Raw genomic sequence first — 24,988 nt, 5'->3', positions numbered from 1 at the left:
CCATTTGTTAGATCGTCAACATACTAACGTATCTACATGTTTTGATAGCTCGGTCCACCGCCGCCTTCTGGTGCTTTCCATGTGATGTTTTGTGAAGGATCTTTGATGTCACAGGTTTTGCAATGCACACAGTTGGCGGCATTTATCTGAAACTTCAACTTATTGTTCACTTCCACCACTTCATAAACCCCAGCGGGGCAATAGCGCTGACTTGGTTCGTCATACATACCTAAATTCACATCAATTGGAATGTGAGGGTAAGTCAGAACAAGGTGACAAGGTTGATTCTCTTCGTGCTGTGTTCCCGACAAAAATACCGACGAAGGCTTATCAAAACTGATTTCACCATCTGGTTTTGGGTATGCAATTGGGTGGCACTCTTGTTTAGGTTTTAACTGCTCATGATCGTGCGAATAGTCCTTGATAGACCAAGGTAACGGCTTCTTAACCAGTGGTTGCCACAGGTTGTGTTCAAAAGTCGAAAGAGCACCGCCAAGTATGCTGCCCAACTTATGAATGTTCGCGCCAAAGTTACGCGTTTCGGCGAGTTCGTCATACAACCATGATGATTCAAACAACGACTGGTAGTCTGGCTCAGAAGCTCCAGTTTGTCGGGCCGTATGTACCGCTTCTGCTGCAATGATTCCGGATTTCATTGCTGTGTGGCTGCCTTTAATTTTTGCGACGTTCAAAGTCCCCGCATCACAACCAATCAATAAACCGCCAGGGAATTGCTGTCTCGGCAGAGAGGAAAGCCCACCTTTCGCAATGGCTCTTGCGCCGTAAGCGATGCGCTGAGCACCTTTCAAATGTGTTTCAATAGCAGGATGGTGCTTAAAGCGTTGAAATTCGTCAAACGGACTCAAGTAAGGATTGCTGTAATTCAAGTCGACAATAAGCCCGACGGCGATTTGGTTGTTCTCCATGTGATAGAGAAAACCGCCGCCTGTGGTATTTGTTTCACTCAAGGGCCAGCCAGCGGAATGGATAACACTGCCAGATACATCCTTACTGTCAGTGGGTAACTCCCATATCTCTTTTAGGCCAAGCGCGTAGTGCTGTGGTTGCTTTCCTGCGTCTAGGTCGAACCTTTGAATAAGTTCTTTACCCAGATGTCCGCGACAACCTTCAGCAAAAAGGGTGTATTTTGCCCTTAGCTCGATACCTGGTTCAAAGTTAGGTTTGGCCTGGCCGTTCTTATCTAGTCCCATATCGCTCGTGTTAATGCCTGTCACGGCGCCAGTCTGATCATAATTGATGCTTGCAGCGGCAAAGCCCGGAAAAACTTCCACCCCAAGATTTTCTGCTTGGTTAGCGAGCCAACGGCAAAGGTTGGCAAGGCTAATTACGTAATTATTCTCGCCATTTATCATTGGACGCGGTGTAAGGATGTGAGGAACTCGAATATGGTTTTGTTCAGTAGTAAGATAAAGGAAATTATCTCGTTGAACCGAGGCTGCTAGCGGGGCCTCCATTTCTTTCCAGTCGGGGAAAAGCTCATCTAAGGCACTAGTTTCAAAAACAGCGCCAGATAAAATATGTGCGCCCACTTCTGAGCCTTTTTCTACAACGCAAATTGAAAGTGCGTCACCTTCACTGTCTTGGTTGAGTTGAGCTAGCCGACAAGCGGCGCTTAAGCCTGCGGGTCCGGCCCCCACGATCACGACATCAAACTCCATGCATTCTCGTTCCATCTTTATGCTTCCTTTCTATTATCGTCATCTGCGTGACAGGTTTTGGTTTCTATACAGAAAACTATAGCTCAGTTGACGTTAACGTGAAGTGGACTAAGCTCAAGTAATGGAGCTGACGTGTTATATGAGGCATGACCATGGAAGACCGACCATTAGCAACACTTGTGCTCGCAGAGCATGACAACCAATCGTTGGCTGTAGGGACGCTGTGTGCAATTAAAGCGGCATTTGAGATTAAGGATGATGATAAATCGCTTCCTGTTTCTGTGTTGCTTATTGGTTATCAGTGCCAATCAGTTTTGGATGAGTTGAATTGTGTTCAAGGTGTTGCAGAAATTATCTGGGTTGATGCGAAGGGATATGAACATGGATTAGCGGAAAATATCGCACCTTTGATCTCACAAGTAGCCAAAAACTACTCACACATTCTTTCTCCTGCCAGTACATTTGGTAAGAATGTGATGCCTCGTGTGGCGGCGTTGCTTAATGTTGGTCAACTTTCTGACGTGATGACAATCGAGTCTATCGATACGGTGATTCGTCCAATTTATGCTGGAAATGCATTGGCGAGAGTCACGTCGAATGATCCCTATAAAGTGATGACCATAAGAAGTACGGCTTTTGATGCCGCAGAGCTATCTGACACGCCAGTTGTCCCTAAGCTTACTCAAGTCGACACGGTGATTATCAATAAACTTAGTGAGTTTGTTTCGCAACAAACGCCAGAAAGTGAGCGACCAGAATTGCCAGTGGCTAGAGTAGTGGTGTCGGGGGGGCGTGCATTCGGGAGTAAAGAGAAGTTTGTTTTAGTAGAACAATTGGCTGACAAGCTAGGTGGAGCGGTAGGGGCGTCACGAGCGGCGGTCGATGCGGGCTATGTGTCTAATGACCATCAAGTCGGGCAAACCGGCAAAATTGTTGCACCGGAGTTATACATTGCCGTCGGAATTTCTGGCGCGATCCAGCATTTGGCGGGAATGAAAGATTCCAAGGTGATTGTTGCAATTAATAGCGATCCTGATGCGCCTATTTTTGACATTGCAGATTATGGATTGGTCGGCGATTTGTTTGTGGTAATGCCTGAGCTGTTAGAGAAGCTGTAGATATAGTCTTGTTCCCTAAAACAAAAGGCTTCCAAATTGGAAGCCTTTATCATTTGATTTTAATAAGTTACTTTTCGCTCGGACGTTGCAGGTGCTCTGCAAGTACTTTCGTAAACCTTGCAGCTTCACCACCAGTACAAGCGCGATGATCAAACGTTACGGATAGCGGCATTGCTTTCACCGAAATTGCCTGACCATTTCTTATCACAACTCGGTCGAGTATTCGGCCCGCGCCTACAATAGCGACTTGTGGCGGTGTGACGACAGGTGTTGCGTAAATACCGGCAATCGCGCCGAAGTTGGAAAGCGTAATCGTCGCGTGCTGCAATTGCTCACGACCGATTTTTCTCTCTCTGATCCCTTCAACGGTTTGATCGAGCCAACGACGAACATCTTGTGGCTCGTATTCATCTGCGTGGCGCAAGACTGGTACGTACAATCCATGACGGCTATCTACTGCAATTCCTACATTGACCGTTGTGTGTACACAGCGTGTCATGGTTTCGGCATCAAACCAAGCGTTTAAAGCAGGCTCTTCTTGACACGCATGAACAATCGCTTGAACAAGGCGGATACTGATATCTTCGTTTGGCAGCCAATCTTCCAACAACGCTTCTTCCGTAATGGTTACGGCGGCAACATGTTCGTGCGACTCGGTCATAGACGATACCATGGTACGTCGAGCGCCTTTCAAAACTTCGGTGCCTGGACGCTGTTTTCCGGCTTCGTCGTAAATATCGGCATCAACGATAAGTCCGTTCGGGCCACTACCTGACACGAGGTTAAGATCTACCCCAAGTTTTTGTGCCAACAAGCGAGCCGAAGGCAGGGCGGTAACGAGGTTACTTTCTGTCGTGTTGTGGTTGCCACCTATCCAGAAATCATCAACGTTTACATGATGCGCTTGGTGAGAAACGCTGCCGACGACGGTTGCGGCGTCAGCAGTGGCTTTTTTCTCTGTCGTTACTTCTCTCCCGGCACCTGTTTCATCAATCTCTAGCAGTAATGCACCAATATTGACGATTTCACCTTCCTCACCATGACGGCTGACCACACGGCCCGAGTAGGGGGCAGGGACGTCGACCGTCGCTTTTGCTGTCTCTACGGTTAAGATCACTTGATCTAATTTAACCATGTCTCCGACATTAACGTGCCATTTTACAATTTCTGATTCAGCGAGGCCTTCGCCGAGATCGGGTAAGTTAAACGTCTTCATTTCCAATCCTCCACGAGTTCGCGCGCCGCGGTCACAATGTCTTCTTCCTGAACCATGAAATAATCTTCGTTACGGTAATAAGGCATAATGGTGTCCATTCCAGTTACTCGTTTAGGTGGGGCTTTAAGTAAGCACATGGCATGTTCAGCGGTTCGAGCTAATAGCTCAGAGCCCACACCACAAGTTTTACTCGCTTCATGAACAACGAGTAAACGTCCAGTTTTTTCTAGTGAGCTGAAAATCGTCGCGGTATCAATTGGCTTAATACTCGCCAAATCAATCACCTCGACTTCAATCCCCTGACTAGACAAGGTTTGCGCGGCCTGAAGTGACTCTACGACGCATGCGCCCCAAGTAACGAGCGTGATATCTCGCCCCTTACGCAAGGTGAAGCAGGTGTCGAGTGGGAGTGCTTCGCCGTTATCAACGACTTCAGATTTAACTGTGCGATATATGCGCTTCGGTTCGAAGAACATGACGGGATCATTGCTTCTAATTGCAGCGAGAAGTAAGCCGTATGCGCGTTGTGGAGAAGAAGGAATCACTACTTTAAATCCAGCAGTGTGAGCAAATAGCGCTTCCACGCTTTCTGAGTGGTGTTCCGGAGCGTGGATACCGCCGCCAAATGGCGCACGAAAAACCGCGGGACAAGTGAGCCGACCGCGAGTTCTGTTACGCATTCGAGCCGCGTGGCACATTAAGTGCTCCATCGCAGGAAAAACGAAACCTTGAAACTGAAATTCGGCGACAGGTCGTAATCCTTGCGTTGCCATACCGACCGCAACCCCGCCGATTAAGGCTTCAGCGAGTGGCGTATCGATGACTCGTTTAAGACCAAACTCTTGCTTGAGTCCAACAGTGGCACGAAATACACCACCATTATCGCCCACGTCTTCACCTAATACGACAACATTGGGGTCTTGTTGCATTTCGTGGTGCAGGGCAAGGTTTACTGCTTCAACCAACGTTAGCTCAGCCATGTCTGCCTCCCTGCATTCTCATTGCCTTGTTGATGAGTTCATCTCTTTGTGCATGAAGCTCTTGAGGTAGCGATTCATACAAATAATCGAAACCGGTTTCTGGTGCTTGTGGCGGTAAGCTCAGATAGCGTTCAACAGCTAACTCTACTTGCTCTTTACAGTAATCTAGCCATTGCTGTTCTTGTTCGTCGCTCCAAGCGCCTTGATTAAGGAGATACGTTTTAAGACGTGCGATAGGTTCGTATTGCCATGCGGTTTGAACATCATCTTCTTTACGATAACGAGTCGCATCATCGGCCGTAGTGTGGTCACTCAGTCGGTAACTCACCGCTTCGATGAGTGTTGCGCCTTTCCCTTTTCTTGCTCTCTCAAGGGCGGTTTTAGTTGCATCATAAACGGCGACGACATCGTTACCATCGACAGTAATACCCGGTATACCTGCACCTTGCGCTTTTGCTGATAAGAAATCGGCGGCACATTGTAGACTACGCGGCACTGAAATTGCCCACTGGTTATTGTTTACGACGAAAACAAGTGGAATATTCCAAGTACCTGCGCAGTTTATTGACTCAAGAAAGTCCCCTTTGGATGTACCACCATCGCCGCACATGACTAGCGCAGCTTCATGGTTACCTTGAATTTTTAGCGCGGAAGCCACCCCGACAGCATGCGTACATTGCGTCGCTATGGGTACACAGTAGGGAAGGTCTCGGCTAGGAACCGGACTGCCTTCAGGAGCAAAATCACTCCCGCGCTCATCGCCACCCCAGTATTGAAGGTTCTTTTCCATGCCAATGCCACGACACCACATCGCAGGCATATCGCGGTAGTAAGGAACAAACACATCATCGGCTTTAAGTGCTCTGCCGACCGCAATGCCTATGGCTTCCGCGCCTAAGTGTGAGGGATAGGTCCCTAGCTTACCGGTGCGTTGCAAGGCAACTGCTTTGTTGTCGTAAGTGCGAGTTAATACCATATCTCGGTAAAACCCGACCAATGTTTCAGTGTCAGCCCAGTTGGGTAGTTGGCCGACTAGGTCCCCACGATGGTCGATAAACCGATGCATGGGTAATGCCTGAACGTTCATCTCAAGCTCCTTTTGACGCTGCGGGTCTTTTGGACTGCAGCTGTTCATACAAAACCAGAGTTTGTATGGGTACTCAAACTCTGATATCAGCGCAAAGGCCATACCTAAGGTTGCGTGTGCTTTCGATAGCGGTAGGCATCTGTTCGTCCCTTAAACTATTTGTCGATAACATCGCTGCGACTATTTCACCGCAAGATACAGAGAAAGGCTTTTCTGTATCTAACCCTCTAACTAAATCGTGGTATAGCCAGATACAATAAGTGTAAACAAATTGTTAAATTATGCTTCATTTTGACTTTCGATCAGTAGTAAAGTTTTGCTTACACCCTGATTTTGCAGAGTAATATGCTGATATTTTGTTGGTGGTATTTTTAAACTCGAATTTAATTACTGGTTAATGAAACATATTTGCAACAAAATTTGGCTGTAAAATTTGACAAAGTGAGTCATTATTAATGAATCAACTCAAACAGTTGCTATATGATGAATTGCAAATTTTTGTTGTGCTCGAAGCCTCGACCTTATGAGAATGCATAACTTCTTCCCAACTGAGTGGAATCAAGGTAGGGTGACGGCATTACAAATGTATACCCTCGGCAGTCCTTGAGCTTATCCAAAGTAGGTGGTGCTCAAGCGGAAGTGATTATGGAGAAGTTATGTACCACGCTCATGTTTATTTTCCCCTAAGAGAACAAGATAAAGCGCAAGCCTTGAACGAGATCATCCGTCAAGAGCGTCAAGATGTGCTGCGTGTGTTTCCATTAGTTGGAAGGTTAGTTGGCCCACACAAAATGCCGATGTTTGAAATTCACCTAGAATCATTGAGTGAAGAGTTCTTGGCGTGGCTTGATACGATTCGAGGCGATTTTTCTGTGCTTATTCACCCAGTAAGCGAAGAAGAGTTGCTCGATCACACAGAACGCGCGATTTGGTTGGGCAGAGAGATTGGTGTATTTGAAGAAAAGTTAGAGAAATAGTTGCTCCTCCCGCCCATGCATGACCGCTTTGAATCCTTCTCTTCTCATTGCGGTCGCAGCTTCTGCTTAACGCCTCATCTTCATTGATGGGTGCGGAATCCCTATCTTACGCTTTGTTGTAGCTATTTTTATGCTAAACCTAAAAGTAGGCTTTCGAACTTCACGCACAAAGCGTGAAAATATCGCTGTTTAGCATGCCATTAAATGAATTTTGGTGGTAATAAAACAATAAGTCTTTGATAAATCAAATAGGTATAGCAGGGAAGTGCAGTTTACGACCCCAACGCCATTGGCAGTGGCGCCGATAATTGCTGAGGGGGAAGGGTATGTTTTCAATACTCTTGGTTATACTTGCACTCTATATATTTTGGCTGTTGTTTCGCAACGGGCCTGAGTTTGCCGGGCGTACCGCCCAAAAAAAACGTGACTGGGTAGGGCCTACCGCCAACAAAGAAGAATGGCGAGGATTTTGTAGGGATGTATTTCAGCCGTTCAGTTCTCAAACGACTTTCTACGCTATTGCTTATTTTGCCAATTACGTAGCAGCAGCGAACGCAATATCTTGGTCAACGATATACGAAGGCGATTATCCGGTCATCATAAGCCGATTTGGTAGCTACTTCATTTTAAGCACGCATGATGCACTGGTCGTAGCTGGGTTTATTGCGCTTGCTTTCTTTATCATTAATTGGCAACTTGCCATGCGCTGCTCCGGTATTCTTAGCCAGTATCTAGTGCGGATTCTTATTATTAATCAAAAGCGCTTTGTCGCGATTAGCTTGGTGTTTTGCAGCTACTTTTCGTACCTACTGACGCTTGGTATATTCTGGCTGTTCCATGATGGGTATTCAATCTGGCATGGATTAATGCTTAGCCCTGTGTTCCTGCTGTTAGCTTTATTGGTAGCGGTTGTTGTGCCATCTGCAAAAAGAGAAAATAGTGTACCTTAGATAGGTTTTCCACGTTAAATTACATTCGATTTTAGGATAGTAATTCTTATGCCATTAAGTTAGCATTGCCAGTTTTTTTAACGGTCAAAAGGCCACTAATCAGTGGGACAGTGGGAGAAACAATGTTTATCGGCTTTGACTATGGTACTGCAAACTGTTCAGTGGCTAAAATGGAACCGGGTGAGCCAGTACTGCTTAATCTAGAAGGAAACAGCCCTTTTATTCCTTCCACCCTTGCTGCACCGAGTCGTGAATCGGTATCCGAGCATTTATTTCGCCATCGAGATATTAAACCATTAGATCAAGTTGGTGAGCAGGTTTTACGCCGGGCAATCAATTTAAACCGAGAAGAAAGTATTGACTTAGAATCCGACGACATTGCGTTTGGTCAGGATGCACTTAACCTCTATTTGGAAGATCCTCGCGATATCTATTATGTGAAATCGCCGAAGTCTTTTCTTGGTGCATCTGGCTTGCGTGATGTGCAATTGGCTTTTTTCGAAGACCTTGTCTGCGCGATGATGGACAATATTAAGTCGGAAGCCGAAAGCGATGCGCAGCAAAGTATTACCGATGCTGTGATCGGCAGACCAATTAACTTTCATGGGCGTGGCGGTGAAACGGCTAACATTCAGGCTGAACGCATTTTGTTGCGGGCAGCGAAACGTGCGGGCTTCCAAAATGTGGAGTTTCAGTTTGAGCCTGTCGCGGCGGGCCTAGAGTATGAAGCGACACTCAGCGAAGATAAAATCATTCTAGTAGTCGATATTGGCGGTGGTACAACGGACTGTTCGTTGATCCAAATGGGACCGTCTTGGCGCGGCAAAGCAGATAGGACCGCAAGCTTGTTAGCTCACAGTGGCCAGCGTGTCGGCGGGAATGATCTTGATATCGCGTTAGCATTTAAGCAGCTCATGTTCCCTTTTGGCATGGGAAGTAAAATGGAGTCAGGTATTGTGATGCCGACTACCCAATTCTGGAACCCGATAGCAATCAATAATGTAGAAGCGCAGAGTGACTTCTATTCGCGAGAGAACCTATCAGCGTTAAAGTTGCTTCAAAAGCAGGCTCAAGAGCCAGAAAAACTTGCTCGTTTGCTAGAGGTGTATCATGAGTCTTTAGGCTACAACATTGTTCGCCGTGCCGAAGAGGCAAAAGTGGCACTTTCAGAACAAGCTTCTTACCGAACTGGCATCAACTTACTATCAGAAACGATTGAAGTTGATGTACAACGTGACGAAATGATCGAAGCGATCCAGTCGCCAAAGAATAAAATGACGGCGTTGGTGACAGAAGCGGTAGAGCAAGCTGGAGTTAACCCCGATGCTATCTTTATGACTGGAGGTTCGGCACGCTCGCCAATCTTGCGCGATGCGGTTCAAACCGTACTGCCAAGTATTCCGGTTGTCAGTGGAAACTATTTTGGCTCAGTAACTGCGGGCTTAGCTCGTTGGGCTGAGGTTTGTTTCAAGTAGAAAGAAAACTAATTGCGCTATGGGCATTGTTACCAAATTTATGACTTCGCTTAGGCTTATCAAATGATGGTTGGAAGATTTCGCTGAGAGATTGAGTTTCATGCGAGTAGGAAACCTATTTGGGATTCTTAAATCTTTTAACGTCATTCTGAACAGCGAGGAACGAGCGTGATTTAGAATCTCTTGCCCGAGCACGCTGTTATGATATGTGACCCCGTTTCGCCGAGCGTTATTCATCACCATTATTCTGAAGAGTCGAGTTAGGATCTACCGGAATAATGATTTTGACTAAGCTGAGATAAAAATGCCCGCTAAATCAGCGGGCACTTTTGTTTGCGTCATTAATGGTGCATGTGTTTTTCCATGTGGCCTTGTTTCTCAACCGCCATTTCCACTTCAACCTTACCTGCGTTTTTGAAGGTTAATGTCATAGGGAAGCGGTCACCCTCTTTAAGAGTTTGTGTTGGGTTAAAAATCATTAAATGGAAGCTGCCTGGTTTAAACAACACAGACTCATTGGCTGGAACGCGCACTTCGTCAATCTTAATCATTTTCATCACACCATCTTCTTTCTTATGCGTGTGAATTTCGACATGCCCTGCGATAGGGCTTTCTGCTGCGATCAATGTATCTTCACTGTCACCGTGGTTGGTTAGTTGAAAAAAACCACCGATAACAGGTGCGTTTGGTGGCGCTTCTCGGCTCCATGGATGGTCGATATGAATTTTTCCTGCTTCATAATCGTGCGCTAAACTCAGTGGGCTAGCGATGACAGCAATAAGCGCGATAGCGGCGGTTTTAAATGATTTAAGCATGTGTTTTTCCTTTTGAATGAATAGCTTCTCTGAATGGACAACAAACAGAGTCATCGTTATTTTTGAATAAAGTTGTCAATGATTAGATGCCTGTTAGGCAGGAAAAACACTCGGCGGAGAGTGCTTAGGCGCGATGTGTTTGTAAACGAGCTTATCGCATTTTGAAAAGTGATAAGTCGTCAGTGCATACTTTACTCGGCGCAGCCAATGGATGGTTGTCAGGTAAAGCCCAATCGCAACCAAAAGAAAGAATTGAACAGCTTGAAGAAGCGGGCATTCAAACTGAAAGCCGTCGTGTAAGTTAAGATCTTGGATGAGCTTAGAAGAAGATTGAGCGTTAGCCTCAATCAACGTATTGATATCCACCCATTTGAAACCATCTGCGGTACACAGTAAAACCTTTTCACTTTGGACTTTGTTGAGCCAAGTTGTGCTGTGAACTTGTGTAGGGTTAAGAGCGGCTGTGGACGCTAAATACAACTGAAACAACACCGCGATAATAACCGCAATAGCGTGCAAGCGATGGTGTTTGTGCTGTATTAGAGTGTTTTCCATACAATTGAGTGCTTATCTTCTTCGGCGCGGGATACTAACAAATTAACCAAACAATGTAATTATCAGTTTACTAAAAGGTGATGCAAGTGTGCATTATTTGTTTTGTTGCCTATTTTTAACGCTTTAATGTCTTGATTCGGCTGACATTCACAACCTCCAATTCAACTTGTCAGTCTTGCCTAGTCGCTTTTGAAGATACCGAATTAATCTCTCTTATATGCCACTGAAGCTTCGGTTAGTGGGTGTCGTGGTGGTGTTTTTACGTGCTAGATTTGGCTGATATCGATTCAAAATGCCTACCGAATCTTCACTTGTTTTCCATTAACGGAATTATGACAGTAATTTAATAAAGGATACGGTATTCTGCGCTCCTTTGTACATGCCAGAAACGTCCGTCCTACTTAGTAGGAGGGGCGATTAATCTTAAGAAATTTCTCAAATGAAATACGAACAACAGATTGGATATCGATACCCTAAAGGTCGATTTGCCATGGTGAGTGTATACGCATTCACTGGTGCTGCGATTTTAGCATCGACTATTTTTTCTCTATTGCTATTTTTGTCTATCGACGAAAATCCGATGATGCAAACCTTATTTGGTGGTTTAGCGATCATTTTTGAAGCGGGTAAATTTTACGCTTGGTATGAATACGGTGAGCGCCGAGCCCATCGCAACTACACAGGAGCAGCAACCGCTCTCGTGTTTTATTTAGTCTTAGCTGCGATTTCCATTGGCGGTAGTATTGGTGGCATTAATAGTGCAACCAATAGTGCACAAAGTCATATTTCGGTAGAGCAGGCGAAAGTGGAAGCGTTTAATCGTCAGATTGCGGCAATCGATAAGCAGATTGAGCTCAACAATATGGCAGCGCAGAAATACATCGAGATGGAGCGTATCGCGACTGGTGTAACTCGCATTCAGGATCAAAACAAAACCTTACGTGAAGAGCAGCAACGCTTGGCTATGGAGCGTGATAGTTTACCGCCGGTTACGCAAGGCTCAGTGATTGGTTTGATTGATAGCCTAGCCAACGCATTTGGTACCTCCTCTCAGCAAGCTCAGCTTGGCTTGGTTGTATTTCTTTCGATTCTTTTGGACTTCTTTGCTGCATTTTTTGTTGGCTTGATTGGTGAAGAGCAACGGTTCCGATATTTCTATCGCAGAAATGAGGACATGATATTGAAAACAGTTCGCGATATAGACCCAGCGCCTGCGGGTTATCTTCCTCATATAAAAGAGGAAGAAGAGCAAGAAATACCAGCTGCGCCGGAGCCAGAAGAACCAAAGGAACCGAAAACCTTGTTAGAGCAAGTTAGCGATGCACTTAAAACGCATCAAATTACGTGCACCAAAAAAGCCGTTGCTAAACAGTTTAGGCTGTCTGCGGAAGAGGTAGACAAGGTATTTGAAGAATTGGCAGAGCTCGGTTTAGTGGGAAAAAAAGCCAACCACCATTATCATTGGATAGGTGAAGCAGAAACCGCATAATTGGTTATCTATTAGAGTTCGGAAAGAGCGTCAATCGGCGCTCTTTTTTTGGGAGGGGGGGAGTTTCGCTATTAAAGTTAACTACAAGAAAGCGTATCAATCTTTATTGAGCTTTTTGGTTACGTCTTTCATCGTTTTCTTCTCTTTTTCCGGTGTCATTGCATCAACAGCTTTACCCGCCATCCCTTCATCTGGTAATTTGTCTTTTCCTGCATCAACTGCGGTATCTTTCAGTGCCTCTTTAGGCGTACAGCGACCCCCAACACCAACCACGGCTTTTGTCGCAGCGGCTTTAGCTGCCTTTTCTGCATCGCAGTCAGGATCCATAACGCTAGCTAAGCTCGTGGCTGAACCAAAAAACAAGATTAACAAAATGAGGTTGCGTTTTTTCATAGTCGTCACCAATGTTGTGAAACATAGGTAAAGTGTAACGGAGAGAAAAGGCTTTGACTGAGAATTTGTTGGTTTGAGCTTGGGAAGCAAAGTAAGGTGAAAAGAAAAAGTGCCACCGAAGTGACACTTTTTCTTAAGCGTAGAAGGGATTAGTTGTCGTAAACGTCTAACTCCACTTCACGGGCAATATTTTGGTCGTTAATGATCACACCTTCGACTTCGACACGAGCACCATTTAGGTTAAGTTCTTCAATGCCTTGGAAGCGTGTTTGCGCATCAATCACAACGGTGGTGTTACTTAGTACTTGATCAGCATCATTCTCACAATGCTCGATTTTAAATGCTCTTGAATCAGCATCGTAGTTTGATACATAGCCTTCACATTCAAACTCTTTACCTCGCCATTGGTTGTCATTGTCAAACTCCGACCGCTCAAATTCGATGACGGTAGCGGTGCGTTTGCCATTTTTCATCACAGAGGTCACTTCTACTTCTTGACCTTGTTCTAGATTAGCTTTGCTACCATCCTCAAAGCGTGTTGCGTTATCAATGAAGAAGGCTCCTCGGTAGTTTAGAGAGAACTCACTATAATCCTTGGCAACCCAAGTCACGATACCTTCCACATCGCTGTCATTTTTTAGATCGTCGTAGTCTTCAACTTCTACCTCATTTGCCATGAAGATGCCGTTTTGCATTTCACCTTCTACTTCTACCCATTGGCCGATGCTAAGTTGGCTAATGTTGTCGTAAGATACGGTTATATTTGTACCAAGCTCAAACGTGCCAGCATTTTCATCGGTACTAGTAATGCGACCTTCCAGTTCGTAGTAGCTTCCAAGGGCTGGGTAATCGTTATCTACGTCGATTTCGACCACAGACAACACTCGATAACCCGCATCCGCAGTCGGCAAGGATGACACCATCACCCAGTCGTTGATCTCTATATCATCACTTAAACCGTCAAACTGCAGATCTACGCCGTTTACCGTAAATGTTTTCTTCACATAATCAATTGCTGTGACACGTCCTGTAATGGTTGGTTCAAGTGTGACTCGGACGCCATTGTTCGAAGCTTGCCGAATATCTGAACCCACGCGAACCACCATTTTTGGTTTTACATCGGCCAGTTGCACTTGTGTGTCGTCATAAACCACCTCAGACACACGATACGTATGTCCATTGACGGTTAACGTGCTTTCTTCAGCGTTGACCGCTTCAACAGAGCCAATCGCTACACTTGGTTTCACTGCTGGTTGAGTTGATGTGCTATCGCTATTGCTGCCACCACCTGAACCACCACAACCAGACAATGCCAAACCTACTACAGAAATAAGAGCGAGTTTTTTCATTGTATTAACCTCAATTTACGAGCGAGTTTAGGAAATTGCCTGTATCTTATTGGGCATATCGTGAAGAGATCGTGAAGAAATGTGATTTTATGAAAATTTTAATTGTAGATGACAACCATAACGTCTCGGAGACGATTGCAGACTATCTTGAGCTAGAAGGCATGATTATCGATTGTGCGTTTCATGGAGAGGCTGCGATTAAGTTAATCGAGGAAAATCATTACGATGTAATCATCATGGATATCATGATGCCGAAGCTCGATGGCATCAGTACGGTACAGAAGCTTCGACAAGATAAGTTATGTGGAACGCCAATTCTCTTCCTAACGGCAAAAGATACGCTAGAGGACAAAATCGCGGCTTTTAAAGCGGGGGGAGATGATTATTTAATGAAGCCATTTGCGATGGAAGAGCTCAGTTTGCGTGTTCATGCTTTGGCTAATCGTGGTCCAAGACAAGACATCGGAACGCTCAAATTTGCAGATATTTGTTTAGATGCGCGGACAGGAAAAGTAACGAGAAAAGACAAAGAAATTAAGCTGAGTCGAATTCAAACTAAAATTTTAAAATTGCTCCTCCAACGTGCTCCAGCAGCGGTCTCGCGCGCAGAAGTGATCGATAGTGTGTGGGGAGACGAACCACCGGGAAGTGATGCACTTCGTAGCCATATTTACGGTTTAAGAACCGCGTTAGACAAAGGTTTTGAAGAATCACGATTAGAGACTATTCATGGACAAGGTTACCGACTTAAAGCATAACGAATATCCAAGCATTTATCGCAAGATCCGTTGGGGTTTTGGGGTCATGACGTTTGTGATGTTTACTCTTTTTTGGTCGCTGATTTATGTGGCAGAAAACAAACTGGAAGTGCTGAGTTTACATCACTGGCTAGATACTGAAGCTGCGCTTTATAGTGAGAATTTCGAGAAACAGGGCTGGGATGCGCCATTGCCAAACGTATTGGAGTTCAACTCATATTGGAGTGAAGCACCGACACCCGATTGGTTGCTCTCTTTTACTTCACCTGGTTTTTACGAATACCTGCTTGGTGAAGAAGATAAACACTTTGTTGTATTGAAACACCCCTCAGGGAAGGGGCTTATGTACATTGTGTTTCAAGATGACTCAGATGATTACTTGGACGAATACGAAAGCTCGCTGCATCAGTTTACGCTGCTGCTCGGTGGTTTGTTTTCATTTGTCATGGTTGGGTATGGCATTTACATGGTTCGAATATTGTCTCGGCCATTAGCGCAAATTGAAGACAAAATTAGCCAAATGTCACCGGATCAACCCGCTTTCCAAGTTGAAACTAAGTTCAGCGAAACACGCCAGATAGAGCAGACTTTGCTGGATAATAAGAACGATATCGCGGGCTATTTCAAACGAGAACAAGAATTTAGCCGTTTTGCATCGCATGAGTTGAGAACGCCAATCATGGTGATTAAAGGCTCAACAGACATTCTGACGCGTATTCCTGATCAACCTCGAGTTGCGCAAAAAGCCATCACGAGGATGCAGTCAGCTTGTGACGAGATGCGTGTACTGACAGAAGCGTTTCTCTTACTTGGTAAAGAGAAAATAGAGCCTCAGCATTACGGAGAGCATCAGCTTCTCACTTGTTTACAAAAACAGTTGGAAGAGCTAGCGCCTTTATTTGCCAAGCAAGATTCGAACTACGCTTTGCACGAACAACATAGTGGTGTCGTGAATGCACCGGAGAGTTTTGTGACCATTGTTATCAACAATCTGATTAAAAACGCCTTTAGCTATAGTGTGGGAGATATTGAAATTGAGTTGAAAGGTCATGCGCTTAAGATCCTAAACCGTCACGATGGCAACGAGACGTACAACGCTGGTTATGGTTGTGGGCTTGTTATCGTACAACGAATATGTGAACGGATGGGGTGGGCGTTAGTACTGGAAGATGATGGTGTTCGATTTAGTGCAAAAGTGGAGTTCTGCTCTTAGCTTTGCGCGTATTGATTCAAGTGAGAATTAACGCTCTGGATTTTTCTTGTCGTACGCATCTAACCCGCAGTCAAACAAGAAAAAACTGGAATTTGGATTAGACTGAAGTTAGTGAAGCGGAAACTCGAGGAACCGTTATGCTCTCTTATCAGGTCAGCCGAAGTATTGAAATTAATAAGAATCAAAGTGAAATTATTGGCTATCTCAAGAACTTCAATAACTGGCCTAGCTGGTCACCATGGGTCATTCTTGAACCAAGCTGCGAGCTGACATTCAGTGATAATCAGGGCCACGTTGGAGCTGGTTATCAATGGAATGGTCAGCGTATTGGGACTGGCGCGATTGTACTGGAAAGTACTCAAGAGCATCGATTAGATATGGAGCTACATTTCTTTCGCCCAATCAAGAGCCATGGAAAGGTGACTCTAATCGTGACGCCGTCACAAAATGGCTGTTTAATCGAATGGCAAATGCAATCTCGCGTCCCTTGGTATCTGTTCTTTCTGAAAAGTATGTTTAAGTCGATGATAGAGATGGATTATCAACGTGGGTTACGCATGCTTAAAAGTAAGCTTGAAACCGGAAGAGTGCATTCAGACTTAGCCGAAATTGGTAACCGAACGTTGCCTCAAATTCATTACATTGGGATCAAGGGTGTGGCTAGCTTGCAGGAATTAGGTTCGGTAATTGAGAAGCATGTTCAGCAACTAGAACAGTTAATTAGTGACGAAACCCTATCCGTGAATGGTGAATTGTTTTGTTATTACGAGTCGATGGATATGCAGAAAGGTACATTCGAGTTTATCACTTGCTTTCCTCTTCATAACTCAGTACCAGCGCCTCAAGGGGCGGTTACCGGTACCATTCCTGAGAGTGAAACATTTGTCGTTGAACACCGAGGTGAATATCAGTTTTTGGGAAATGCATGGGCGTTAGCGATGAACTTGGTTCGTCAGAGTGGTATGAAAGTCAAAACCAGTCCTTTAGGAATCGAACGCTATCTGAATAGCCCGAAGGAAACCACGGAAGAAGAGCTAAGAACGGAAATTATTTTGTTTAAGAAATGACAGGCGCAGGCGAGTAGGGTGTTTAGGTATCATACTAGTTATGCGAAATGTTACTAAAGAATAATAGCGTATCTGTTCCTACCCATAAAAATGCCTCAGCAATCGCTGAGGCATGGTTTTACAGGCCAACTTCTCTTGTTAGAGAATTATTGTGCACGGTATTTACCGCTGTTTAGTTCAATTTTAGACGCTTTTACCCGGGTGTCTGCGTTTAGGTAGTCGCTAATACTTAGCAGATCTTGATCTTGAGATGCTTTTAACACCGCTGATTCCCCCTCTGCGAAGATAACTTCTAATTTTAACTCTTTGGCGACTGCTTTCGCTTCGTTAGGATTGTTTACGGTGATATAAACCAGTCCAGTGGCTTTGGATACGTTACTAAACGCATTCTTAAACACCTCATCACCCGCTTGAAGTTTTACGTCTTCAGATAGGGTTCTAACAGTGCCAGTTTGCACTTTTCGATAATCTTGGCCATTAATCTCAACCGCTTCTGATGGCACAAACAGTTCTGGTGCAGGTTGTTGAGAGAGCTGTTGCTCAGCGTATACACTCGACGTCATGATAACGAGAGCCAGCATAGAAAATGATTTGTATTTCATGTTATTGACTCCTTAGTGTCCAAATATGCGCATCGACCAGTTCTTAATAACACCGGGCTGAGCGTTGTTTGCCATCGGAACGTCATAGATGGTGGAAGAGTTGAAATATGCAATGTAAGAATAGACTTCATCGCTGTTCGTATCTATTGCTCGCAACGTCCATTCGCCTTTTGCATCTTCGCCATAAAATTGGTTAGACAACATTAATTGATCTTTGTAGCCTGTAATCGTTGGATCAAGAGATTGGCCAACAAGACCATTGCGCGGTGTTTGCAAAACGGAACGAGTCCCTGATGGCGAAATGAGCTCAATAGCTAAGTCGGGCAGACGAGCGTGGTCCAATGTCAATGTCACTTGAACGGATTCTACTGTCAGTTCATCGGCAATGGCGATACTTGAAGAACCACCAACTAGACTTGCATCGGGTACACTTACTTCTGTAGCGTTGTTAACCCATGGCGTAATGACTTGAGCTGGTAAAACACGATTCGTCATGCGAGCACGTTGCATCGTTTCATCTAAATCTACAGCGCCGAAGCCATAAAAAGTATGGAAATCTACGCCTGCTGCGTTTTTCTGCCAAGGGGCAATTGCCTCGTAGCTAACCTGTTCACCTTTATGGTTAGTAAATTCAAGCTGTACGCCTGGATGCGCTTTATCCGTTACTTTTGCTGTCTCCGCTAGTAAAGCACGTACATCACGAGCAGAAAGTGCGTGGTTGGTTGACATGATTGCCGCGATGGCACCCGATGTGTTTGGCGCAGCCGATGAGGTTCCGTTCATCGTACTGGTATAGTTACAGTTCGGATCGAGCTCCGTTCCGCCGTGTAACCCATTAATGCCAAGGCCTTCACTGGTATTTTGCCCTTCTTCACAACCCATTAAATCAGTGGTGACCATAGCCGGGAAATCTTGCCCATATTCACCTGCTGGTGCTGCAACCCACACGTTCGAACCCACCGATGAGTAACTCGCTCGCGTACCATCCGCTCGTAGTGCACTAGTGACTAAATTGAAGTAATTGGCGTTATCATAAGACTGAGCAGAGTTGTGCATCGGTAAGCCTTGATTGTCTCCACCAGCAAAGAAGTTACTTGGCAATACGAAGAATCGCCCTGCATTGAAATAGCGGTAACCATTACCTGCTGACTTTACAAATACAGCACCTCGACCCCAGGCGTTACTCTCGCTGACGTTTTTCATCACGTCCATTTCAAGTTTTAGTTGAGGGTCGCTTTCATCAAAAGCAATCGGGTTTATAGGGCTGAAACCGTAACTTTGGTTAAATACGCGAACATCGCGTGTTGCTGGGTCCATGCCATGGGAGATTAACCAGCCTTCTAATGTCTGGTTGGCTAACCAGTTAAAACCGATGAGGGAAGAGTGAGAAGCGACACCGCGTCCGCCTTCACCGTTGTTGCCGACGGCGCTAATCAAACCGGCTACAGCAGTGCCATGACCATTAGTATCAACCGGATAACTTGGTGGGAATGAAGAGTCTTCGACGAAGTTTCTGCTACCTGTAACTATATTACCTGCAAGGTCGGGGTGATCGATCTGCACTCCAGAATCAATGACGGCAACTTTCACACCAACACCTGCAATCCCCATTGCCTGAGTGAGCTTAGTGTTTAAGTCGTTCCCAGCAACAGCAGGATTAGCCGCAAACGCAGTTTGCCCCGTGTTGTCTAAGTGCCATTGTTCAGAATAGAGTGGATCAAACGCCGAGACGGCAGGTGCAATGCCTACTGCCAACATAGCTGCAAATAGGCGATTAATGCGTATTTCCATTTTTGACCTCATGTCTTTGTTTGGAATTTTTTAGTTCCTGTTTCATATTCCGCTAACAGGAACAAACAAAGCTAACGACAAAGAATAAGGACGAAAACCATTTACAACTTGTTTACATTAAAAGTTCGATGGACAACATAAGTCTTTGTTAATTTACTGAAACCATGAGGTTTTTATATGTCGCATCGAACATGCATGAAAAATGAAAAGCAGAAAATACGAGTGTACCGTCTGCTTCAAGATGGTGGGTTATTTAGTTGAAGCGGGTTGAATAGTTGCGATTGGTTTCTTGGGTTCGGCTTTTTCTTTAGGCAGCACGTTATCAATCCACTTTTTAATGTACAACTTATCGAATTCTTTATCACACCACTTTTTGTTTAATCCACGTCGATTGAACTCAGCACCAATCGCCACTTTGGTTTGGTTAGTTGCACGGTTGTAGTAGAGAGTTTCACATAGTTGAGTGTTACTCATTTGCTGGGCATATACGTTGACACTGCTGCTGCGCATTCCCAGTTGAGATGCTTGCTGATTACTACACGCCATAAGAAATAGAGGCGCAAAAGTAATAATGATTAGATTTTTTTTCATGTGTGCTTTTTTATGATGTAGGATGAATGACGAACTGGTTTCTACCAGCTTGCTTCGCATCATACAAAGCTTGGTCTGCCAAGAAAAACCATTGATCCCATTCTTGTTTAATTATTTGTGCCGACAGTTTGTCCACTGCTCCAAGGGAAATTGTCGCGTTTAATGGTTTAGAGTCAACCACCAATGGCGTGTTTTCAACAGTATATCTCAATCGCTCCAAAAACTTAGCGCAATCTTCAGCTCGCTGTACTTCGAATAATAGGACAAACTCTTCTCCACCCCAACGAATGAGTAGGTCACCAGAGCGAGTGGATTCATTAAATAGCGTGGCAATATGAGTCAGCATTTTATCGCCAATATCGTGTCCATATTGATCATTAAAGGTTTTAAAATGATCGACATCTAAAACGGCTAAGGCAAATGTTCTATCTGGGCTTCTACGAGCCATTTTGTCCAACCAAATGTGAAGATAGCGACGGTTATGCAGTTGAGTTAATGGATCGGTAGTATTTTCTTGAGTGAGTGCTTTATTAATACGTCTAACGCGCAGTACGTAACGAAAACCAACGACTCCAATTGCCGCAATAGCGATAAAGTAGAACATTTCTCGATAGCGCTGTGAACGCAGTTCAGAGGCTTGTAGCGCATTTTTTGTTTCTAGCAATTTGAGTTCTTTCTGGGCTAACTTAGCTTCGAGGTCAAACTTAATGTTAATCATCTCTTCACCATGAATATGATGAGAAAACTCAGCCTCTAGCTCTCTTAATTGGGTTAAATAATGAAAAGCCGCTTCATAGTCATTAAGAATTTGATGAGCGTTTACCAGTACCGAAAGCATATCAATACGCTGACGCAGCTCTAATTCACTGGTTGATTTGGTTTGTTCTAGAACGTTAAGCGCTGTTGTAATAGCTTTATCGTATTGTTTGTTTGCGAGGTAAGCCTCTGCAAATGCCTCGTAACAAGACGTTTTTAGCATTTCTAGATTTTTTGGAATGGGCAGGTCTACGCAACGTTGTGCGACCATTAATGCATCATCAATTTTTCCTACCGAGCTCAACATTTGTGAAAAGCTGGATAAAGAGTGGTGCTTGACTGTGTCCGACCCCGTTTGCATTGAAAGTCGAATGGCTTCATTGAAATAATATTCCGCTTTTTTGTTATCTCCGAGGCTCGAGTGAACGATGCTAAGGTTTGCGTAGATAACCCCCATAAAAAAGCTATTATCGTATTGATATTCGCTCTCTAGGTAAGTGTCGAGAGCTTGCGTTAGGTAACTGTTGGCCCGAGCCCAATCTGATGCGTCGATGTAGACCGTCCCAATGTTGTTCAGTGTCATCGCGACTTGTATTTCAAATACTGTTTTTTCTAATAACTCATAGGCATTGCGATAATATTTTAGGCCACTGCGTAGTTGATTTCGAGATACTTCTAGATTGCCTAACCAGCGGTAAGCACGGCCTTCTAATGCTAGATAACCAAGATCACGGGCTGTAGAAACAACGTCATGGAGTAACAATTCTGCGTTCCAGTTATCGTCTTGCTCAATCATTGTTACAGCCTTATTGAGCTGTGCTTCAGCGACGACCCATTCCAAATGGTGCTTTTTACCGAATTCGATTAAATCGGGCATATCTTTCGGTAATGGAACGCCTTCGTAACGCTTAAGGTACTTTCGTGCAAAGTAATACAGAGCAAGAGACTCCGCTGATGCATTCTGTGGCGCATTTAACTCATCTTTTTGAATTGATCGCGGCTTACCCATCGAGCGAAAGTAGAGTTTTAACATGGGCTTGCTTTCTGCTGAAATGTGTTCTTCCAGATAAGCTTGCTTTTCGGTACTCGCCAGTACGTTGGTGGGATGCAAGAAAAGTCCAAGTGCAGTACAAAGTGCGCAAGCCAGTTTTTTAATTGAGAAGTGCATGAGCGTATTAATAAAATGTGATCTCTTAACCGAATACCAGTTAAGTCTACCATTTCTTGTTGGTTAAGTGCGGATGGATTCCCAGTGGCAAAGTGTTTTGGGAGTGAGATACGAGAAGGAGCTCTATAATATTATGATTTATAAAACAAAATCTATTGAAAACTTATGCAATGATTAGGCGATGGTATAGATAAGGTAACTATGACAGATAGGCGAGCATATTCGGTGGACTCAATCTAATGATTTAAGCCGCGGATTCATCGCTCAAAATCAGGGCGAAGTGTAAAAAATTACGTTTCTGTCATAAATATTTAATGTTTGTATGGGTTGTTAAAAAACTGGATATTAGACATAGTGTTATTAAGCCAATAAAAAATGGCTTTTATAATAAATAGGAGATTAACTATGCATAATGAAATGATTCAACCTTCGCACTTCGGCATTATCGGCCGTACCTGCATCGCTTCAGTACTTATGATTGCGGGTGTTTTCGCTCTTATTTAAGAGTCAAGGGTAACGATGATTACCTTTTAAAGAGTAAGAAAATTCAGGGAATCACCTTAACCTTGTGTAAGGTATTCCCCTGAAAATCCAAGCTAGTCTTTAGTTATTAGCTGAAGAAGCTAAAAATCAATGCACTTACCGCCACAATGCCTGCTGCTAGAACAAAGTAAGTAGAGACATTTCCTCGATATTGTTTCATCGCCTCGATTTTATACACCGCTAACATTGGCATAATAAATAAGATCATTGCAATAACAGGCCCTGACAATGCTTCCATCATACCAAGAATACTTGGGTTCATGATCGCGGCCGCCCAGATTGAGAAGAACAGTGCTGCCACGCTGATACGATCAACACGCTTCTCAGATAGGTTAAAATGCTTGTTAATTAAACCATTTAAGCTTTCACGCGCACCTAAAAAATGCCCAAGGAAAGATGAAGTGATAGCAACAAACGCTACTAAAGGACCAAGTGTTGCAATAAATGGATTATCGGTTGCGTTCGCTAAGTAAGACAATACGGATACGTTTTGTTCTTTTGCTTGAGCCAATTGTTCAGGTGACAGTGTTAGTACACAGGAAAATACAAAAATAAGAACAAAGGCAATCAGCATGATGCTAGTGCGACGAAGAATAACTTCGGATTTGGCATCTGCCTGCTTACCGTAATGGCGACGTTGTACATTTGCAAAGCTTGAAATTGCAGCTGCGTGACTAAACGAGAAAATCACTACAGGAACTGCTAACCACATAGTGCTAGCAAAAGCTGACGCTTCTGGCACATCGATGACAGGCATGGTCCAGTTCGGTATTAAGTAAAATGATAGAAAGGCAAGAATGGCAACAAGTGGGAACACCATGATGGCAAAGGCCCGTAGCATTACTTTTTCACCCGCCATCATAATAGCAATTAGTGCAAACACTAGTACGCCAGAAAGCAAAGGTCTAGGTAAAGAAGCCATATCAGCCTGATTTACCATGAAGCTATCTACTGTGTTTGTTATTCCAACCCCATATATCAACAGGATCGGGAAGATCGAAAGAAAATACAGCAGTGAAATAGAACGACCTGCTTTTGCGCCGAAGTGCTCTTCCACTACATCAGTGAAGTCTGCGTTTTTGATCTTAGAAGATAGTACAAAACGAGCTAAGCCACGGTGCGCAAGATAGGTCATTGGAAAAGCAAGTACTGCCATCGCGACTAAAGGCCAAAAACCACCGATCCCAAGGTTAATTGGCAGAAACAGGATGCCTGCGCCAACGGCTGTTCCAAATAGGCTAAGAACCCAATGTGTATCATGTTTTGACCAAGCTGTGGTTGTGTTTATTTCACTAGGATTTAAGGCATTTCGAGATTCTTTCACTTTAAAACTCGCTTTTATAAAAATAATAATGCTGAAAATGGTAAAGGTTTTAGTGTTTATTATCACACGCGAAGCTTGGTGAATAATGCTGTGAATTTGGGGTGGTTGTAAATTATCCAACTATGAATTTTTCAATAAGCCAGAATAAAGTTCTTAAATTTAATTTGTTTAATGGTTGTATGTGTTGAAATTTTCATCTTGTGTGGTTTTTGATTTTGTGGTTAAAACTTAATCACGGATGTATGTTCTAAGTGAGTTAGGCCTAATTTTCAGGAAGAATATTACATTTCTTAAGCACTTAATTGAGATGTTTGTGTCCCGTCATTTAGATGAGATTTAGGTATACTGCTGCCATTCATGTTAAAGAAGGAGTCATTGAATGGACATCTTGTCTGCGCAAAAAGAGGACTTATTTGCCATATATAAGCTCGAAAATACTTTATTTGGAGAACACGCCTATCCTCAATTTTTCTTTCGGCAAGCTTTTGATTGTTGGGGAGAGAGCTTACTGGTAGCAAAAGAGGGAGAGCAGGTCGCAGGGTATATATTGCTAACGACTAGCACAAATGCACATCAATATTGGATCATGTCATTGGCCGTCGATATTCAACATAGAGGTAAAGGTATTGCGCGTTCCCTCCTAGAAAACGTTATTGCGCCGTTGACGTTAGGCTCAAGCGTGAAATTGACTGTCGATCCTAAGAACCAACCTGCATTGTCTTTATACCTCTCCCTTGGCTTTAAAACGTTAGAAGAAGAAGCGCATTATTTTGGTGACGAAGAATCCAGGTTAGTTATGGAATTAGTAAAGTAATACTGCACGATAATGATCGAAATTTGCACACAATCAGTGCGTAGCATTGCGTTGCTATAATTGGTTTTATGCTAACCTTTTGTATAGTAAGGGTTTTTAATCTTGGCACCTCACTTGCTTTACATAAACGTTCATCGTTAACTCGATGCGCCGCTTTCCCTTAGCAGGCGGTTAAGCGGATAGGGTATTACTTTTTTGAGCTTTTATAGGCAATGCAGCCTCTCTCGTTTCGGGAGAGGTTTTTTTTCGCTTGTAGCTCGTCATTCTAAGGAAAGAAT

The 24,988-nt window shown here is 44.1% G+C and carries 23 protein-coding genes; 10 read left to right on the top strand and 13 right to left on the bottom strand.

The window, feature by feature from the left end; translation table 11 throughout:
- Positions 1-32: 32 nt before the first annotated feature.
- Positions 33-1,694: an electron transfer flavoprotein-ubiquinone oxidoreductase gene (locus tag R7070_RS15255; protein WP_062730961.1), complete on the bottom strand. Its 1,662-nt coding sequence runs from the start codon at positions 1,692-1,694 to the stop codon at positions 33-35.
- Between the two features lie 137 nt (positions 1,695-1,831).
- Between R7070_RS15255 and R7070_RS15250 the strand changes: the two genes are divergently transcribed.
- Positions 1,832-2,797: an electron transfer flavoprotein subunit alpha/FixB family protein gene (locus tag R7070_RS15250; RefSeq protein WP_161440802.1), complete on the top strand. Its 966-nt coding sequence runs from the start codon at positions 1,832-1,834 to the stop codon at positions 2,795-2,797.
- Between the two features lie 67 nt (positions 2,798-2,864).
- On the opposite strand, the gene R7070_RS15245 is transcribed toward R7070_RS15250, so the two are convergent.
- From R7070_RS15245 to pdhA, 3 genes are read right to left on the bottom strand one after another with little or no spacing between them, the layout of a single operon-like run.
- Positions 2,865-4,013 (bottom strand): dihydrolipoamide acetyltransferase family protein, encoded by a 1,149-nt coding sequence (locus tag R7070_RS15245; protein ID WP_161440803.1) that lies wholly within the window; start codon positions 4,011-4,013, stop codon positions 2,865-2,867.
- Positions 4,010-4,993, bottom strand: coding sequence for an alpha-ketoacid dehydrogenase subunit beta (locus tag R7070_RS15240; protein WP_017634235.1), 984 nt, complete (start codon positions 4,991-4,993; stop codon positions 4,010-4,012). The genes R7070_RS15245 and R7070_RS15240 overlap by 4 nt, the downstream gene beginning before the upstream one ends.
- Positions 4,986-6,080, bottom strand: coding sequence for a pyruvate dehydrogenase (acetyl-transferring) E1 component subunit alpha (pdhA, locus tag R7070_RS15235; protein WP_104980762.1), 1,095 nt, complete (start codon positions 6,078-6,080; stop codon positions 4,986-4,988). The genes R7070_RS15240 and pdhA overlap by 8 nt, the downstream gene beginning before the upstream one ends.
- A 65-nt stretch (positions 6,081-6,145) precedes the next feature.
- On the opposite strand from pdhA, the gene R7070_RS15230 reads away from it, so the two are divergent.
- The 4 genes from R7070_RS15230 (at position 6,146) to yegD (ending at position 9,482) form a co-directional block, all read left to right on the top strand.
- A complete protein-coding gene (locus R7070_RS15230; RefSeq protein ID WP_127891143.1) occupies positions 6,146-6,340 on the top strand; it encodes a hypothetical protein in 195 nt (64 codons plus the stop codon).
- Between the two features lie 396 nt (positions 6,341-6,736).
- Positions 6,737-7,057 (top strand): DOPA 4,5-dioxygenase family protein, encoded by a 321-nt coding sequence (locus R7070_RS15225; protein WP_005375836.1) that lies wholly within the window; start codon positions 6,737-6,739, stop codon positions 7,055-7,057.
- A gap of 326 nt (positions 7,058-7,383) precedes the next feature.
- Positions 7,384-8,007, top strand: coding sequence for a hypothetical protein (locus R7070_RS15220; protein ID WP_130545582.1), 624 nt, complete (start codon positions 7,384-7,386; stop codon positions 8,005-8,007).
- A gap of 122 nt (positions 8,008-8,129) precedes the next feature.
- Positions 8,130-9,482: a molecular chaperone gene (gene yegD, locus R7070_RS15215; protein ID WP_161441559.1), complete on the top strand. Its 1,353-nt coding sequence runs from the start codon at positions 8,130-8,132 to the stop codon at positions 9,480-9,482.
- Between the two features lie 341 nt (positions 9,483-9,823).
- On the opposite strand, the gene R7070_RS15210 is transcribed toward yegD, so the two are convergent.
- Both R7070_RS15210 and R7070_RS15205 read right to left on the bottom strand, forming a co-directional pair.
- Positions 9,824-10,297, bottom strand: coding sequence for a copper chaperone PCu(A)C (locus tag R7070_RS15210; RefSeq protein ID WP_085568981.1), 474 nt, complete (start codon positions 10,295-10,297; stop codon positions 9,824-9,826).
- A 93-nt stretch (positions 10,298-10,390) separates the two neighbouring features.
- On the bottom strand, positions 10,391-10,852 hold the full coding sequence (locus R7070_RS15205; RefSeq protein ID WP_005388493.1) for a hypothetical protein: 462 nt from the start codon (positions 10,850-10,852) through the stop codon (positions 10,391-10,393).
- A gap of 439 nt (positions 10,853-11,291) precedes the next feature.
- Here R7070_RS15205 and R7070_RS15200 point away from each other — a divergent pair, with 439 nt between their 5' ends.
- Positions 11,292-12,341, top strand: coding sequence for a Preprotein translocase subunit SecY (locus R7070_RS15200; RefSeq protein ID WP_085568982.1), 1,050 nt, complete (start codon positions 11,292-11,294; stop codon positions 12,339-12,341).
- A gap of 96 nt (positions 12,342-12,437) precedes the next feature.
- On the opposite strand, the gene R7070_RS15195 is transcribed toward R7070_RS15200, so the two are convergent.
- Together R7070_RS15195 and R7070_RS15190 are read right to left on the bottom strand one after the other, a co-directional pair.
- Positions 12,438-12,734, bottom strand: a complete 297-nt coding sequence (locus R7070_RS15195) for a hypothetical protein (protein WP_053307751.1) — start codon at positions 12,732-12,734, stop codon at positions 12,438-12,440.
- A 149-nt stretch (positions 12,735-12,883) separates the two neighbouring features.
- Positions 12,884-14,083 (bottom strand): DUF5666 domain-containing protein, encoded by a 1,200-nt coding sequence (locus R7070_RS15190; RefSeq protein WP_085568983.1) that lies wholly within the window; start codon positions 14,081-14,083, stop codon positions 12,884-12,886.
- Between the two features lie 89 nt (positions 14,084-14,172).
- On the opposite strand from R7070_RS15190, the gene R7070_RS15185 reads away from it, so the two are divergent.
- The 3 genes from R7070_RS15185 to R7070_RS15175 all read left to right on the top strand — a co-directional run bounded on the left by R7070_RS15185 (position 14,173) and on the right by R7070_RS15175 (position 17,121).
- Positions 14,173-14,841, top strand: a complete 669-nt coding sequence (locus R7070_RS15185; RefSeq protein WP_085568984.1) for a response regulator transcription factor — start codon at positions 14,173-14,175, stop codon at positions 14,839-14,841.
- Positions 14,813-16,054 (top strand): sensor histidine kinase, encoded by a 1,242-nt coding sequence (locus tag R7070_RS15180; protein WP_256900016.1) that lies wholly within the window; start codon positions 14,813-14,815, stop codon positions 16,052-16,054. The genes R7070_RS15185 and R7070_RS15180 overlap by 29 nt, the downstream gene beginning before the upstream one ends.
- 137 nt (positions 16,055-16,191) lie before the next feature.
- Positions 16,192-17,121, top strand: a complete 930-nt coding sequence (locus R7070_RS15175) for an SRPBCC family protein (protein ID WP_256900017.1) — start codon at positions 16,192-16,194, stop codon at positions 17,119-17,121.
- 146 nt (positions 17,122-17,267) lie between these two features.
- Here the strand turns inward: R7070_RS15175 and R7070_RS15170 are convergent, their stop codons facing one another.
- From R7070_RS15170 to R7070_RS15150, 5 genes are all read right to left on the bottom strand, one after another.
- A complete protein-coding gene (locus R7070_RS15170) occupies positions 17,268-17,723 on the bottom strand; it encodes a hypothetical protein (RefSeq protein WP_033906991.1) in 456 nt (151 codons plus the stop codon).
- Between the two features lie 12 nt (positions 17,724-17,735).
- Positions 17,736-19,514, bottom strand: a complete 1,779-nt coding sequence (locus tag R7070_RS15165) for a S8 family peptidase (protein WP_213961494.1) — start codon at positions 19,512-19,514, stop codon at positions 17,736-17,738.
- Positions 19,515-19,763: 249 nt separating this feature from the next.
- Positions 19,764-20,105 (bottom strand): hypothetical protein, encoded by a 342-nt coding sequence (locus tag R7070_RS15160; RefSeq protein WP_025767691.1) that lies wholly within the window; start codon positions 20,103-20,105, stop codon positions 19,764-19,766.
- Between the two features lie 10 nt (positions 20,106-20,115).
- Positions 20,116-22,029, bottom strand: coding sequence for a tetratricopeptide repeat-containing diguanylate cyclase (locus R7070_RS15155; RefSeq protein ID WP_161441292.1), 1,914 nt, complete (start codon positions 22,027-22,029; stop codon positions 20,116-20,118).
- Positions 22,030-22,639: 610 nt separating this feature from the next.
- Positions 22,640-23,896 (bottom strand): aromatic amino acid transport family protein, encoded by a 1,257-nt coding sequence (locus R7070_RS15150; protein ID WP_256900018.1) that lies wholly within the window; start codon positions 23,894-23,896, stop codon positions 22,640-22,642.
- 379 nt (positions 23,897-24,275) lie between these two features.
- Here R7070_RS15150 and R7070_RS15145 point away from each other — a divergent pair, with 379 nt between their 5' ends.
- Positions 24,276-24,710, top strand: a complete 435-nt coding sequence (locus R7070_RS15145) for a GNAT family N-acetyltransferase (protein ID WP_005375870.1) — start codon at positions 24,276-24,278, stop codon at positions 24,708-24,710.
- Positions 24,711-24,988: the final 278 nt, after the last annotated feature.

The organism is Vibrio sp. 1557, from assembly GCF_033340175.1.
In the GTDB taxonomy this organism is placed as follows: domain Bacteria; phylum Pseudomonadota; class Gammaproteobacteria; order Enterobacterales; family Vibrionaceae; genus Vibrio; species Vibrio alginolyticus.
This window is presented reverse-complemented; position numbering and strand designations above follow the sequence as displayed.